The organism is Bacteroides sp. AM10-21B, assembly GCF_003472565.1.
GTDB classification, from domain to species: Bacteria; Bacteroidota; Bacteroidia; order Bacteroidales; family Bacteroidaceae; genus Bacteroides; species Bacteroides propionicigenes.
Genome location: NZ_QRME01000010.1, coordinates 7,542 through 22,028, shown reverse-complemented (window position 1 = coordinate 22,028; position 14,487 = coordinate 7,542). Strand labels below are relative to the sequence as shown.

Annotated in this window: 9 protein-coding genes; 3 read left to right on the top strand and 6 right to left on the bottom strand. The window is 38.9% G+C overall.

Going from position 1 to position 14,487, the window contains the following annotated elements:
* Positions 1-81 precede the first annotated feature (81 nt).
* Positions 82-774 (top strand): YjjG family noncanonical pyrimidine nucleotidase, encoded by a 693-nt coding sequence (locus DW121_RS13335; protein WP_118324051.1) that lies wholly within the window; start codon positions 82-84, stop codon positions 772-774.
* A 56-nt stretch (positions 775-830) separates the two neighbouring features.
* Positions 831-1,487, top strand: coding sequence for a MarC family protein (locus DW121_RS13330; RefSeq protein ID WP_117712990.1), 657 nt, complete (start codon positions 831-833; stop codon positions 1,485-1,487).
* A gap of 92 nt (positions 1,488-1,579) precedes the next feature.
* Here DW121_RS13330 and DW121_RS13325 read toward each other — a convergent pair whose 3' ends face one another.
* The 3 genes from DW121_RS13325 to DW121_RS13315 are packed head-to-tail and all read right to left on the bottom strand — an operon-like array spanning position 1,580 to position 7,277.
* The gene (locus tag DW121_RS13325) at positions 1,580-2,569 is read right to left on the bottom strand and encodes a hypothetical protein (RefSeq protein WP_118324050.1); all 990 of its coding nucleotides are present in this window, start codon (positions 2,567-2,569) and stop codon (positions 1,580-1,582) included.
* A gap of 27 nt (positions 2,570-2,596) precedes the next feature.
* Positions 2,597-4,195, bottom strand: a complete 1,599-nt coding sequence (locus tag DW121_RS13320) for a RagB/SusD family nutrient uptake outer membrane protein (RefSeq protein WP_118324049.1) — start codon at positions 4,193-4,195, stop codon at positions 2,597-2,599.
* Positions 4,196-4,220: 25 nt separating this feature from the next.
* Entirely contained in the window at positions 4,221-7,277 is a 3,057-nt protein-coding gene (locus tag DW121_RS13315; RefSeq protein ID WP_255420031.1) for a SusC/RagA family TonB-linked outer membrane protein, read from the bottom strand.
* 421 nt (positions 7,278-7,698) lie between these two features.
* On the opposite strand from DW121_RS13315, the gene DW121_RS13310 reads away from it, so the two are divergent.
* On the top strand, positions 7,699-8,826 hold the full coding sequence (locus tag DW121_RS13310; protein WP_117712994.1) for an AAA family ATPase: 1,128 nt from the start codon (positions 7,699-7,701) through the stop codon (positions 8,824-8,826).
* A gap of 93 nt (positions 8,827-8,919) precedes the next feature.
* Here the strand turns inward: DW121_RS13310 and DW121_RS13305 are convergent, their stop codons facing one another.
* The 3 genes from DW121_RS13305 to DW121_RS13295 are packed head-to-tail and all read right to left on the bottom strand — an operon-like array spanning position 8,920 to position 14,476.
* Positions 8,920-9,810, bottom strand: coding sequence for a hypothetical protein (locus tag DW121_RS13305; RefSeq protein ID WP_233514923.1), 891 nt, complete (start codon positions 9,808-9,810; stop codon positions 8,920-8,922).
* Positions 9,811-9,821: 11 nt separating this feature from the next.
* Positions 9,822-11,498: a SusD/RagB family nutrient-binding outer membrane lipoprotein gene (locus DW121_RS13300; RefSeq protein ID WP_118324047.1), complete on the bottom strand. Its 1,677-nt coding sequence runs from the start codon at positions 11,496-11,498 to the stop codon at positions 9,822-9,824.
* Positions 11,499-11,509: 11 nt separating this feature from the next.
* Positions 11,510-14,476: a SusC/RagA family TonB-linked outer membrane protein gene (locus DW121_RS13295; protein WP_255419900.1), complete on the bottom strand. Its 2,967-nt coding sequence runs from the start codon at positions 14,474-14,476 to the stop codon at positions 11,510-11,512.
* Positions 14,477-14,487: the final 11 nt, after the last annotated feature.

The window sequence follows — 14,487 nt, the reverse complement described above, 5'->3', positions numbered from 1 at the left end:
ACTTGATTGATAATTGATAGGGCTGTTTCAAAAGTGTATTTGTTAGTTTGCTTTTGAAACAGCCTTTTTAGTATTCTCTTTATGCTTTATAAGAATCTTTTTTTTGATTTAGATGATACGCTTTGGGCATTCTCTCTCAATGCCCGTGATACATATGAGGAGATGTACCAAAAGTATAGGTATGACCGCTTTTTCGATTCTTTTGAACATTATTACTCGCTTTATCAAAACCATAATTTGGAACTGTGGGCAGAGTATGCCGATGGCAAAGTGACCAAAGATGAATTAAATCGTCAGCGATATCTTTATCCTTTGGAAGCCGTAGGAGCAGGTGATTCCGTTCTGGCAAAAGCCTATGAGAAAGATTCCCTCTCCGTCATTCCTACTAAGAGCAGATTAATGCCTCATGTACATGAAGTGCTGGAATATCTTTCACCAAAATATAATTTGTATATCCTTTCAAATGGGTTTAAAGAACTTCAGGTTCATAAAATGCGTTCGTCGGGCATTGATAATTATTTCAAGAAAGTGGTTCTTTCCGATGATATTGGAATATTAAAACCTTGGCCGGAGATTTTTCATTTTGCTCTTTCTGCAACCCAGTCCCAACTGAATGAATCGTTGATGATTGGAGATAGCTGGGAAAATGATATAGTCGGAGCTGCCGGAGTAGGAATGCATCAGGTGTTTTATAACCTGTCCGGGCGTGTGGATTTGCCTTTTACACCTACTTACCAAATTTCTGATTTGAAAGAGTTGTTAGATTTATTGTGACATTGATAGATTAGTTGTACTTTTGTATTTAATGATAAACGTATAAAACTACCGTTATGGAAACTCTCATTCCTTTTGCATTGTTGTGTTTCACTTCTTTCTTTACGTTGACTAATCCTTTGGGTACGATGCCTGTCTTTTTGACAATGACGCAGGGAATGACGGATAAGGAACGTCGTTCTATCGTTAGCCGCGCAACGTTAGTATCCTTTATAACTTTAATGGTCTTTGTTTTTGCAGGACAGTTTCTTTTCAAGTTTTTTGGTATATCAACAAATGGTTTCCGAATAGCCGGTGGTGTTATTATTTTTAAGATAGGTTTCGATATGTTGCAGGCACGTTATACGCCTATGAAGTTAAAAGATGAAGAAATCAAGACCTATGCTGATGATATTTCTATTACCCCTTTGGGTATTCCGATGTTGTGTGGACCGGGTGCTATCGCTAATGCAATCGTACTGATGCAAGATGCACATTCCTTTGAAATGAAAGGGGTGCTTATAGGTACTATTGCCCTTATTTATTTTCTGACTTTCTTGATATTGAGAGCTTCCACCCGTCTGGTTAATCTGCTGGGGGAAACAGGCAATAATGTGATGATGCGTCTGATGGGACTTATCTTGATGGTGATTGCTGTGGAATGCTTTGTCAGCGGAATGAAGCCGATATTGGTGGATATAATTAAAGAAGGGTACTTGGGGATGATGAAATAAGAAACTTGGGAATTTAGGATATTGAAAAAGGTTGCAAGTAGAAGACTATCTTCTTTCTTGCAACCTTTTTTACAGCCGGTCTTTGAGGCTTATTACTTCAGCTTTGCTTTGATGGCTTCCGTAGTGTTCAAAATATCAAAGTCAAGTGTTGCCTTTACAGAGGTAACCTCTTCTCCGGGGGTGTAGAATACTCTGTAAGAGAATTCATAAGGAGTAGTAAGAACTTTAATTGTTTCACCGTCTTCTGTCTTCTCGGTATATGTTCCGCCGGTTACACCTGTGAAGTCAAGCTTATAGTAGATTTTATCTGCTTCTTCTTGTTCTTCTTTAGGGTCTGCTGGTTTATTCTGTTGGATGCCGGTGTCAATATTTGCAGGATCGTAACCATTTGTTGAGAACCGTTCTGTTACCGGAGCATAATTTTCATCAAGGAAGAATTGCAGGTGACCGGTAGTAGTATTACTTCCTTTGCCGGCATAGGCATACAGAGCTTTAATTCTGAATAACATATTCCCGTTGTCATTCTTGTAGTCGGAAGCCCATTCCACCGGAGCGAGAATACCGGCACCCTTGCCTACCCAGCCTTTTTCATCTTCCAAAATCACCGGTTGTCCAAGTGTTTTCCATGTGTAATCTTTGGTAAATGAAACGATGGTAGAGGTTGTACCTTGGGCATAGAGATGGTCTTTCTTTTCACCAATGGTCAATGCCATCTTATAAGTTTTCTGGAATAAACAAGCTGCGTTGACATTAAGTGTTATTTTGGCTGTCGCTTCACCGTCGGCAAATAAAAATGCAGTTGGTTGGTCACAGAATTTCGTTCCGGTGGATACTTCGTCGCATGAGGCAACAGTGACCGGAACGGAAACTGCTCCTTTGGTGTTCACACGATTTAAAGTAAGCGTGAAAGACGTTTTATCCGGGTGCATTACAACGGGAGTTGAAGCCGCTGAAAAGTTGGCGCCTATTGCATTTTCATCAGCTTGCGGGCTTGCGATTTCGGTATCTTCATAATCGCTGCAACCTGCAAGGGCAAAGGCGGGAGCTATCAATAAGCCTAATATGTATTTATTTAGTTTCATATGATTCGATTGTTAGATATAATACTATTATTTGTTATCTGCAACGGGTTTGGGGGTATTTCCCGGAGTGTTTTGGTCTGCTTCACTCAGAGCTTGGTTGGATTGAAGCTCTACTTCAGGGATAGGCCATAACAGTACATTGTCGGTAGGTTCGATTTTAAATATCATTTCACTGTTGGGATATCCGGCTCCACGACGGTCAACGCCTTTGTTCAGACGCATCAAGTCAAACCAGTTTAAACCTTCACCCCAAAGTTCGATACGACGTTGTTTGAATACTTCTTCCTGTATATCTGTACCAGCAGGGCTATAGCTCGGATCACGATACTTTTTAACAAAGTTGATTAATGTCGTTCTACCGTCTTGTCCGGACATCGCTTCCCCTTCTGCTTTTATCAGATACATTTCTTCGATACGCATCAAAGGTATGTCATTGGCGTTTACAGATGTTTCCAGCTCATTCTTATAAGGTGCAAACTTAACCTGTGTGTAAGCTCCGTATCCATAATTAGTCATCATGGCCTGTTGGTCTTCTGTAAGGTTGTTGGATTTCAAGTCGGCACCTAACCACCAGCCTTTTCTGGCATCGCTGTTAGGAATTGCATCATAAAGTTCTTTGTTAATTTGTCGTCCACCGGAATAATTGGCATACCCATAATTCATGGAACCCATATGTGAAGGCCAGTTTACGATACCTGAAGTTACAACACGGTCTGTTTCGCTAACAATGATTCCCCACATCCAGTTTTGTTCATCAGAACTCCAAAAGTTAGGTTTGCTGGCTTCAGCATAACTACTGGGAATCAGTCCTTCAGCTGTAGCTGCCTTGATGGCATTGCCTGCAGCTGTTGCTGCAGCTCCATATTCATGCATAGTCAAATTAACGCGGGCACTTAAACCATATGCAACAGCTAAACTGATATAACGTTTGTCTGTACGTTTTACTTTAGACTTGGCCAATAAGTCAATGGCAGAGGTCAAATCGGTAGTGATTTGTGTATAAATGTCTTGAACTGTAGCACGGGGGCATCCCTTTGTGGCAGCTTCTTCCATGTTCTTTTCTGTAATTAGCGGTACGCACGGTTTTGTTTCATTGCCTTTATAATTGAACTGATAAAGTTGGGCCATAACCCAATATGCAAAAGCGCGTGCTCCTAATCCTTGAGCAAGATAGTATTGTTCTGTCGGATCTTCTACTTTAGGGTCGATACCGCTGATAACATTATTAGAGGCATAAACGATAGAGTACATATCGTTCCATACCATCTGACACTCTAATGAAGTTTGCGAACGATCCATATAATCCAAATCATTTCCGGTCCAGTTATAACCGTTATTATCGCTCACCACGTCATTACCGTTTGTATCAGTAAACAACATGACACTTGGATAACCTATGTCGTTATGGCGTTCTGCATTCAATGCGCCTGCATTGGGCATATATTGATTGAATTGTGCAAAAATAGCATTTACACGAGCCGCAATCTTAGTAGGGTCCTGTTGGCCAATTTCTTCTTTTTGCGAAGAGGTTACAGTGCTGCCTTCCGGAAGTGTATCCATGTCCTCGCAACCGGTAAAGGTAAGAGATGCGACCAAGAGGGAAGCGAAAATATATTTTGTTTTCATATTCAAATTCCTATTTATTAATCAATTAAAATGTAAGACTGATACCACCGGAAATTGTACGTATCGGAGTATAAAGTGCTGTAGTGGCAGAAATATAACTCTGACGAGGGTCAAGGCCTTTACGTGCAGAAATCAAACCCACATTGTCGGCTGTAAAGTATACGCGTACTTTCTCGAGCATTATCTTTTGAACTAAAGTCTTAGGCAGTGTATAACCTACCGTAATATTATTGATGCTGAGATAATTTGAGTTTGTCAACCAGCGTGTAGAAGTGGAGTTTGTATATTGATCGCTTGCATTTAAACGCGGAATATTGGTATTGGTGTTTTCCGGTGTCCATGCGTTGTAGATATCTTTATGCCAATTTTGTCCGGCAAAGCTGGATGAACCGCCATGCATCATACGTCTGTAGCCGGAATCATAAATTTTACCACCTAACTGATAAGATAACTGGATGGAGGCATCGAATCCATAAGCCTCGAATGTAGTACCCAAACCACCATATACAGTAGGCATCATATCGCCTGTTGCTACTTTATAACCTTCGGCAGTAGTATAGTTGGGAGTCTTGATGCGGTTGCCGTCACCATCCTCCGCCCAATATAGTGCTTCACCGGTCTCAGGATCAACACCGGCATAATCAACCAGATACATGCGGTACATTGATTCTCCTTCTTCATAGATACGAGTATCGTCAATCATCTTACCATTCAAGTCAGGATGCAACTTGTTGATTTTGTTTTGAACGAAAGTTGCATTCATATTCACATTCCAGTTAAATTTGGAATTGTTTAGAATCTGGTAGTTCAAATCGATTTCAACACCGGAGTTCGTCATAGAACCTACATTCATCGGAATTGCTGTATAACCTAAACTACCTGCTGTCGGTCTGTTGTAAAGCATATCATCCGATTTGCGTCCGAAATACTCAATAGTACCATTCAATGTGTTGTCGAACAGGGCAAAATCAACGCCGATGTTGTAAGATGTAGAAGTCTCCCAAGTCAGATCCGGATTACCTTTATAAGACAAAGTTCCGTCGGCAAAGATACCATTGGCACCCGTCATTTTGTATTGGTCCATCCATGGATAATAGTTCTTGTCAAGATCAACTCCGGGGTATAATATGTCATCATTACCTTGTTGTCCGAAAGATGCTTTCAGCTTCAACATATTAATCCATGCAATATCTTGCATAAAATCTTCCCGGCTAATCATCCATGCAGCACTTGCAGCCCAGAAGTTACCCCAACGGTTGTCGGGAGAGAAACGTGATGAAGCATCACGACGATAAGAAATATTACCGAAGTAGGTATCATTATATGAATAGTTTACACGTCCGAAGAAGCCTTTGGTAGAATAAGTATCTTTTTTACCGCCTGCAGAGAAATTATCAATTGCATTGCTCAGATAGAAACTTTCCGGATTATACAGATTTTGTGCGTTACCGTATAATTCGGTATATTCATAAGTATATCCGTCGTAACCTGCAGTAATATCAAAATGGTGGATATCTTTAAGTGCGAATTGGTAGTTAGCTACATACTGTTGGTCGAAACCGTATGTACGCATTGCAGCCTGATAAGCTGTACCGCCATAAGAGGCACTCTGCCCCATATAGGCATTACCCAAATCATTGTAACGGGTATTGTCTACATTCAGACCGAAACGAGCTGATACATTAAGACCTTTTATCGGATTAATCTCTGCAAACCAGTTTACATTGATTACATCCATTAAATATTCTGTTTTATTATAGGTCAAGTCACCGGCCGGGTTAGCAATTGACATGAAAGAACGTGAGTTTTTAGTGCTCTGTCCGTCTCCATAATCGTATACTTTACGACCGTTATTCAACATTATATTCTTGTCTGTGTCACGAACATACATCGGGTATACCGGAGCAATGTTATTTGCAACGAAGAACGCATTACCAGAGGAAGCTGTTGCATTCGCGTCCTGTTCTGCCGGGTAGCGGCTCTGTGAATTGATATAGCTGAAGTTAGCGCCCACCTTCAACCATTGTGTCAGTTTGTAATCCCCTTTAAAACGTCCGTTATAGCGTGTAAGACCGGAACCGGAGATTACTCCTTGGTCATCCAAATAGCCGAAAGCCAAATAATACGTTGCTTTTTCATTACCGCCGGAAGCGTTGATGTTATATTCTTGGCGTAAGTTATTCTGGAATGTTTCATCTGCCCAATTATCCGGAGTATAGTAATAACTTCCGTCACTGTAGCCTAAAGTTGCGTTTGGATTCAGCCTTCCATTTGAGCCGATTAACAGTTCACCGGCCGGTGTAGTATAAATATTGTATCCTAAACCGCCGGAAGCTTTGGTTGGCAAAATAGAATTAGCTTTGATATTGGCTGCTTCGGGAGAAAGTCCTTGAGAAATCTGAGAATTGTAAATAGCTTGGTAAGCTGTTTCAATATAGTTCTTAGGACTGGTCATCACATCGTAGTTCTTAATAGCACGAGAGTTAACACCCCATTTTGCATCAAAGTTTATACGAGCCTTACCGCCGGTTCCTTTCTTCGTTGTAATCATAATGATACCATTGGCACCACGGGCACCATACAGGGCTGTTGAAGCAGCGTCTTTTAAGACAGTCATAGACTCGATATCTGATGTGTTGATAGTAGATAAATCACCGTCAAATGGTACACCATCTACAACATACAACGGGTCTGTACCTGCATTGATAGAACCGACACCACGAATACGTACTTTTGCTGACACACCTGGTTGGCCATTATCGCTCAAAATCTGTACACCGGCTACTGCACCTGCTAAAGCATTAGATACATTAGCTACTTGTCTTTTTTCTATTTTATCTGCTTTCATTACGGCTGCAGAACCTGTAAAAGAACCTTTGGTAGAAGTACCATAAGCTGTAACAACGACCTCTTCAAGTACTTCAGTATCAGGCTTCATTATTACTTTTATAACCGGCTTAATTGCTACTTCTTGGGTCTGCATACCCACGAACGAAACCTGCAAAGTTTTCGCAGAACTATAAGATGTATAAGTGCTTTTAAATAAGCCGCTTGCAAATAATGATGTTTTTTTAGTATCCAACTATTATTTTGATAGAATGTACTTTACCGCATATCAACAATCTTGTAAAGTTACCCATATGCTACCTATGCCACAAGTAATATTCTAATTATCAATGTGCTACGCATAAATCCATAACTCGCTATATAACTGATAAATATACCTTGAGTTTCCATTGAACTACTTTTGTAAATAAAAAGTAATATGAATAGTCGCTGCTAATGAAAAGAGAAGCATACTATGAGGAAAATCGGGAAATTAATATTATATGTAAGAATAAATACGCTGTCTCCCCAATATATACTCCAATGATGTATGCCGAAACAATATAAACTTATATTCACAAGAAGTGCCTTTTTTAATGAATGTTCTCAATAAAAAAACAATGCACAAAGATAATTATGATAAAATTATAATTATCTTTGTGTAAAAGATATGATTTATGACAAAAAGTAATCCGTTTATAACGAGTGGGTATGTTTCAGCAGAGTACTTTTGTGATCGTATAGCCGAAACAGCTACCTTGACACGCTACATAACCAATGGGAATAATGTAGCTCTGATATCCCCTCGCCGTTTAGGCAAAACAGGTCTGATAGAACATTGTTTTCATCAGAAACAAATAAAGGAAGAATATCACACGTTCCTAATCGATATATATGCAACAAAGAACTTGCAGGAATTTGTGTTCGAATTTGGGAAAGGTATTCTGAACGGACTAAAACCTCGTGGAAGAAAGGCATGGGAGTTATTTCTCAAATGTCTGTCTTCTCTTCGTACCAGTATTTCTTTTGACTTTAGCGGTAATCCCAGCTGGAACTTGGAAATGGGGGATATAAAGAGCCCTACTATAACTCTTGATGAAATATTTTATTACTTGGAACAAGCTGATAAACCTTGTTTAATCTCCATTGATGAATTCCAAGTTATTGCAAAATATCCAGAGAGTGATGTTGAGGCTACGCTACGGACACATATCCAACACTGCTCTAATGCAAGATTCATTTATGCTGGTTCGCAGCGTCATATGATGGGGGAAATATTTACGAGCCCGTCACGCCCGTTTTATCAGAGTACGGCTATTATGGAGTTGTCTTCTATTGCCATAGATATTTATACGAAATTTATTAAAAGGCATTTTACGGAAAATAAAAAAGAAATTACAGAAGAAACAGTCCAAGAGGTTTATAAGTGTTTTGAAGGAATAACTTGGTATATTCAATTTATGGCAAACTCACTTTATGCAATGACTACTGAGGGTGAAGAATGTACGATTGATAAAGTGCATATCGCGATTGAGAATATTTTATCGCAATTGAATTTTACCTATTCTTCCCTTCTATTTCAGCTCCCACCCAAGCAAAAAGAGGTTCTCATTGCGATTTGCAAAGAAGGAAAGGCTCGGGAAATCACTTCTTCCAGGTTTCTGAAAACTTATAAGCTGACCGCCAGTTCTGTACAAGGAGCGATAAAAGGTCTATTGGATAAAGATTTTGTGACTAATGAATTAGGGGTATATAGCGTATATGATAAATTCTTTGATATTTGGTTAAAGAAACAAGTAAGTTAAGATGTTTATAATTCCTATAAATAAAAAATAAAGCCAAACGATGAATTTAAATCATTTGGCTTTATTTTATGAAAAAAGGGTTCTACGAGTTATTTAGTTCTTAATTACCCAATTAGCATTGCTATCGTATGTACCTTGATCAACCCCTACAGTTCCGGAAAATGTAATTATTCCATTACATGCATCCACTGTACCTGAGCCAACCACATAGAAGTTAGTATAGCTTCCAAACGTCGGATATAAGATTTGTTTTTCTACAGTTACAGTATGGAGAGTAGGATCAATGGTCAGCCGTAATTTAGAATCTTCAAAGAAGCCATCAAGTTCTATTTCCGTATCAGATATTTTAGTTCCTTGTACCTGATAACTTGCGCCTTCATAAAATACAGTGTTGTCAGTTACCATTAAGTTACCCGTAAAGTCGTCCAATGCCAATGGGCATACAACGGCATATCTTACGTTATAAGAATATGCTCTGCCATCAACTTCCCAACCTGTAAACACTTTGTTGTTAAATCCGGAATATTCATTCCAGCCATATACAACATAGCCATCTTTTAGTACTGCATTAGCTGTAAAATATACAGTTTCTCCTAAAGAAGGTGCAGATAAATTAAATTGCTTATATACTTCTGCAAAATCAACTGTGATTTCTTTGGGGAATTCCTTGATATTATCAACTACAACTTTAGATGTTGTTTTGCCGGAAGCGTCAGTAAATACGCACAGCAATTGTGCGTAATCCAACATAGAATAATCACCTTGTTGTTTTGGAATTGTCAATTTGATTTTATAATTCCCTTCTACCATTCCTGCTGAAAGAACCCCGTCTGTCCCTTCTACTCGTGCGACATCGATAACGACACCATTCTTTACATCATCCAATGGATAAGGAAGATCCTGATCACAGCTAACGGTCAGCAATGCCATAAGGACAGTTGCCATGAATAATTGTATATATTTCATATTTCTGCTAAGTTTCATAATTCAACAATTTATTTATCCCAAAAAATAATAGGAGTACTTAAGTTTCTTCCGCTATTAGTGATATTAGGATTGCGAGTAACTTCACTTGTCGGATACCACATAGCTCTTGGATATGCATTGATACCCTTTAATGGGATATCTATCGGACCAAGCTCCGGCGTCTTACTATTCTTATAAGGTGATTGTGCATAATCAGTGCTCGAATCTAATAAAGTAGGATACCCGGTACGACGGATATCATTATAAGCTTCTACAGGATTGAAGAAGTTCGCAATCCATTTCTGAGTCATCACAATACGAAGTTTCTCTTCGTTATTTGCTGCAGCATCATATTTTGCAAGAATTCTTCCAATGAATGCAGTAGTTGCATCTTCTGTAATCGTAGGAACTGTAACACCTTCAGCTTTTGCATTCTGAGAAACAGTATTTACGTGTGTTATAGAACGCTTAATTCCATTTTCCAAAGCAGCTTTTGCATCTCCGGCGACCTCACCTGTCAAATAAAGTTCAGCCAATAAGAAAGGAACTGAATAAGCTTGTAGCATTTTTTCTGGTGCAACACCAGTACCTACATTTTTGTCACATTTTCCACCTTGTCCGTTATCATATTTTCCACCGCATGGATAAATACCAATAAAAGAAGATGTTGAGCGCTGGTCATTTCCAGCTGAGGATGAATTGGATGCAAAGAATATAGAAACAAATGCACCATGACGATAGTCTGTAGTATTTTGTGCATCTTCATCCGCTTTTATTTGATTTACCCAATAATAAGGAATACGAGGGTCGGTAATTCCTACAAAAGGATTGTTTTTTACGTTAAGGTCAAGTCCTGACATAGTTTCGTAAATCCATGGACTAATGTAATATGTACTTTGTCCTCCAAGATATTCATCCACATATGCAGGATGTCTTTCATCCGGGTTATCCTTCTTTGTATGCTTAAACTCAAAATCTTCACCAACTTTCATGAAATTATTTTCTGTAAGTAATGCTGCTAATTTCTCATTCCAACCGGTAATTTCTCCTTTAGCTTTGCGAGACTGTACCAGTAATTTCAATTTTAACGTATTTCCCATTCTAATCCATTTAGCTTTATCGCCATTATAAATAAGGTCATCAGCTGCCGGTCTTAACAGGTTAGCTGCTTCTTCATTATTTAAGTTTCCAATGGCTTCATCAATTAGAGCAAATAGTGAGTTATAAATATCCTGGCTCTTATCCGCAATAGGGGCATAATTACCTTCAATATTAAATTCGCTAAACGGAACATCTCCCCAAAGGTCTACTATACTGGCAAAAGCATAAGCCTTCAATAATTTGCCAATACCTGCATATATTAAATTATCTCCTTCTTCTGCTGCGGTTATTACAGCATCTGTATTTTTCAATCCATATGTATAACTTTGAAGCCAAGAATTCCCAAGAGATGCGGTAGAGGCTGTAATACCAAAGTTGTCAACCTCGCGAGAAGTTAAATGAAATACATATGAAGGTAACGAAGAGCCAATATAGTTACCCGAAGCAAAAGACATTGCTATATCATATTCCGCTCCGGTCAATACTTTACTGAGTTCAGCGGTAGTTGGTTTATTAGGATCATCATTGATATCAAGATAATCAGAACAACCAGTGTTGACAAATAGCGCTGATACCAATATAATTATAAAACTTTTAATTTTCATACGTTTGGTTTTTAGAATGTAAGTTTAAGATTGAATCCATAACGTCTGGTGTTTGGTGCTGAGGTGTAGTCAATACCTTGAACATTACCTCCGCCATAACTACTTGCTGTTGGATCATAATTAGTATGTTTAGGTACATTTGGCGCCCAGAACCATAAGTTACGAGCTACAAAAGAGACACTGGCTGAACCAATGAATGTTTTTGCCAACCAAGATTTTGGTAATTGATAACCAAGGGTCAACTCACGCAGACGGAAAGTTGTTGCATCATATACCGCAGCTTCACTCACCCCGTTGATAGCGAAAGAAGACACGCTTGAACTACCAGTAAACCATAGGTCATTCTCGCGTAATTGAACATTATTAGGAATTTTATTGCCATTGCTATCCAATAACGGCTGTTTTGTCGAAGGATCTGCTAAGTAACCTGGCATAATACGAGAACCATAGCGGTTTTCTGTGTCTTTTGTTACACCACGTCCAAGCAAATCCGTAATATATGATGTCCAAACACATCCGCCAATTTGAGCGTCCAATAAGAAAGAAAGTGAAAATCCTTTATAAGTAAAGGTATTATTTAAACTAAGTTTGCAATCAGGAGCTGGATTACCCAAGTATCCTTCTTCATCTGCCACTAAATAGAAACCTGAATTTGGATCTACCAGTAAATTTCCCTCTTCATCACGTGCAAACACAGTTCCAACTAATGTACCATACGGTTTCCCTACTTCTAAAACAGCTCCCGGAGTAGTAAAACCGGTATTCAAAGATACTCGTTCAACTCCCTCTGCCAATTCTTTTACTTCACTGTCATTTTGTGTATATGTAAAATACATATCCCATTTGAAATTGTTGTTCAATACAGGCACCAAGTTTAAGCCTATCTCAATACCACGATTGTTCATCTTTCCAAAGTTTGTATAGTAACTACCATATCCGGTGGAGTAAGGGAGACTCAATGGTGCAATTTGATTGGTAGAATTACGATTATACCAAGTAAAATCTAAATTAACTCTACTTTTAAGGAACTGTAACTCTGCTCCGAATTCAACCTCTGAAGTAAATTCCGGTTTCAACTCAGGGTCAAACATAGAGCTAGGCAACGATAGGATAGGTTGACCGTTATATGGTTGACCTAATAAGAATGTTCCGTTTTTGTAATAAGCACTGGCATCATTACCAACTTTGGCCCAGCTCAAACGTATTTTACCGAATTTAATAATATCTTCGTCAATGTGGAAAGCATCAGTAAACACAAATGATCCTGCAACAGAAGGATAGAAGAAACTACGGTTGTTTTTAGGCAAAGTAGAAGAGAAGTCGTTACGTCCTGTTATATTCAAGAAAGCAAAGTTCTTATAATCAAGAGTTACATCTCCAAATAGCGCCCATAAACGAGTTCTCGTATAATATTCTGCAGAGGTCTGTGATTCTGTATTATCAATATTATAAACACCCGGTGACATGATGTTAAGGCCGGTAGTTTGTGTGTTGTTAGATGTAAACTGATTCACATTATGACCTACAGTTGCTTTCAGTCCCCAGTCATTGTGAATAGGAACATCAAAACGAAGTAATAAAGTTGATTCTATTTCTTGTGTATCGTATGATTCCACACGAATACGACCTTTACCTCCTACAGCTCTAGAACCGATATTTAAGACTTCTTTACGATCCATTTTGAAGTCATTAATACCTACTCTATAATCTACAGAGAACCATTTAGTGAAATCATACCCAACATTAAAATTGGCTACAGTTCTATCCATGGTAGTTTTAATTTTATTGTATTTCCAAGACCATAGAGGGTTGTCAGCTTGATCTCCAACAAAGAATAGAGATTTGTGATCCGGTGTTTCATAAGGAAGTGACATATCCCAGTTACGGCCTAAGATTAAAGCACGAGCAAATGAAGAAGCACCAATATTGCTAGACTGATTATTACCAAACATTGGACCATTTTGCTGTGTTCTTGAGTAAGAAACATTTCCACCGACACGCACACCATTGGCTAAAGTCTGATTTCCACCAACACTCATCGAATAACGTCCAAAATCAGCGTAAGGTATATAACTGTCTTGGTTCATACGTGAGAGCGTTGCCGTAAAATTCCCACTTTCTGTATAGCGGTTGATATTCAAAGATAAATCATAAATTCCGCCAAGTTCAAAGAGATCTTTTACGTTATTTTTATAAGCTTTATAAGGAATCATCTCTGGCAAATCAGGATAGGCATTCCCATAAATATTAGCAGAAAACATACTTAAGGGAACCTCTGTTAAGTCATCAAAAGATGCCCCCCATGAACCGTTCACACCTTGGGCGATGAAATTATCACCTGTACCAAACTTGTTTTGATAATCAGGCAAACCTGCAATCTGCTCAATAGTATATGAAGCATTAAGTGTTATTTCGGTACCCTTACCGGCCTTTTTACTATTTTTTGAACCACTTTTTGTAGTAATCAGAACCACACCATTTGCAGCTCGTGAACCATACAATGCTGCAGCAGCTGCTCCTTTTAATACATTCATTGATTCAATGTCATTCGGGTCAAGAGTTGAAATACCACTACCATAGGCCCCCCCAGCTTCGGTAGCCTGGTTAGACGAAGCCACTTCCGGATTGCTGTAAGGCACACCGTCTACAACATAAAGTGGTTGATTATTTCCAAGAAATGACGAATTACCACGAATTGTCATACGCGTCGCAGATCCAGCTGCACCTGAGGGCGAATTTATCGTCACTCCTGGAATCTTTCCATCTAAAGAACGAATTAAATCTGGTTCAGCTTTTTGAATGGTCTCATCTGCATCAACTTTTGAAACAGAGTAACCTAAAGAACGCTCTGCACGTTGAATACCGACAGCTGTCACCACTACTTCATCCAATAATTTAGAATCAGACTTCATTATCACTCTAATATTGGGCCTGATAGCAACTTCTTGGGTTTGCATACCAATATACGAAACCTGCAAAGTTTTCGCAG

Coding starts and splice junctions, on each gene's coding strand:
- DW121_RS13310 (WP_117712994.1), top strand. CDS start 7,699: ATGACAAAAAGTAATCCGTTTATAACGAGTGGGTATGTTTCAGCAGAG.
- DW121_RS13335 (WP_118324051.1), top strand. CDS start 82: ATGCTTTATAAGAATCTTTTTTTTGATTTAGATGATACGCTTTGGGCA.
- DW121_RS13300 (WP_118324047.1), bottom strand. CDS start 11,498: ATGAAAATTAAAAGTTTTATAATTATATTGGTATCAGCGCTATTTGTC.
- DW121_RS13325 (WP_118324050.1), bottom strand. CDS start 2,569: ATGAAACTAAATAAATACATATTAGGCTTATTGATAGCTCCCGCCTTT.
- DW121_RS13305 (WP_233514923.1), bottom strand. CDS start 9,810: ATGAAACTTAGCAGAAATATGAAATATATACAATTATTCATGGCAACT.
- DW121_RS13320 (WP_118324049.1), bottom strand. CDS start 4,195: ATGAAAACAAAATATATTTTCGCTTCCCTCTTGGTCGCATCTCTTACC.
- DW121_RS13330 (WP_117712990.1), top strand. CDS start 831: ATGGAAACTCTCATTCCTTTTGCATTGTTGTGTTTCACTTCTTTCTTT.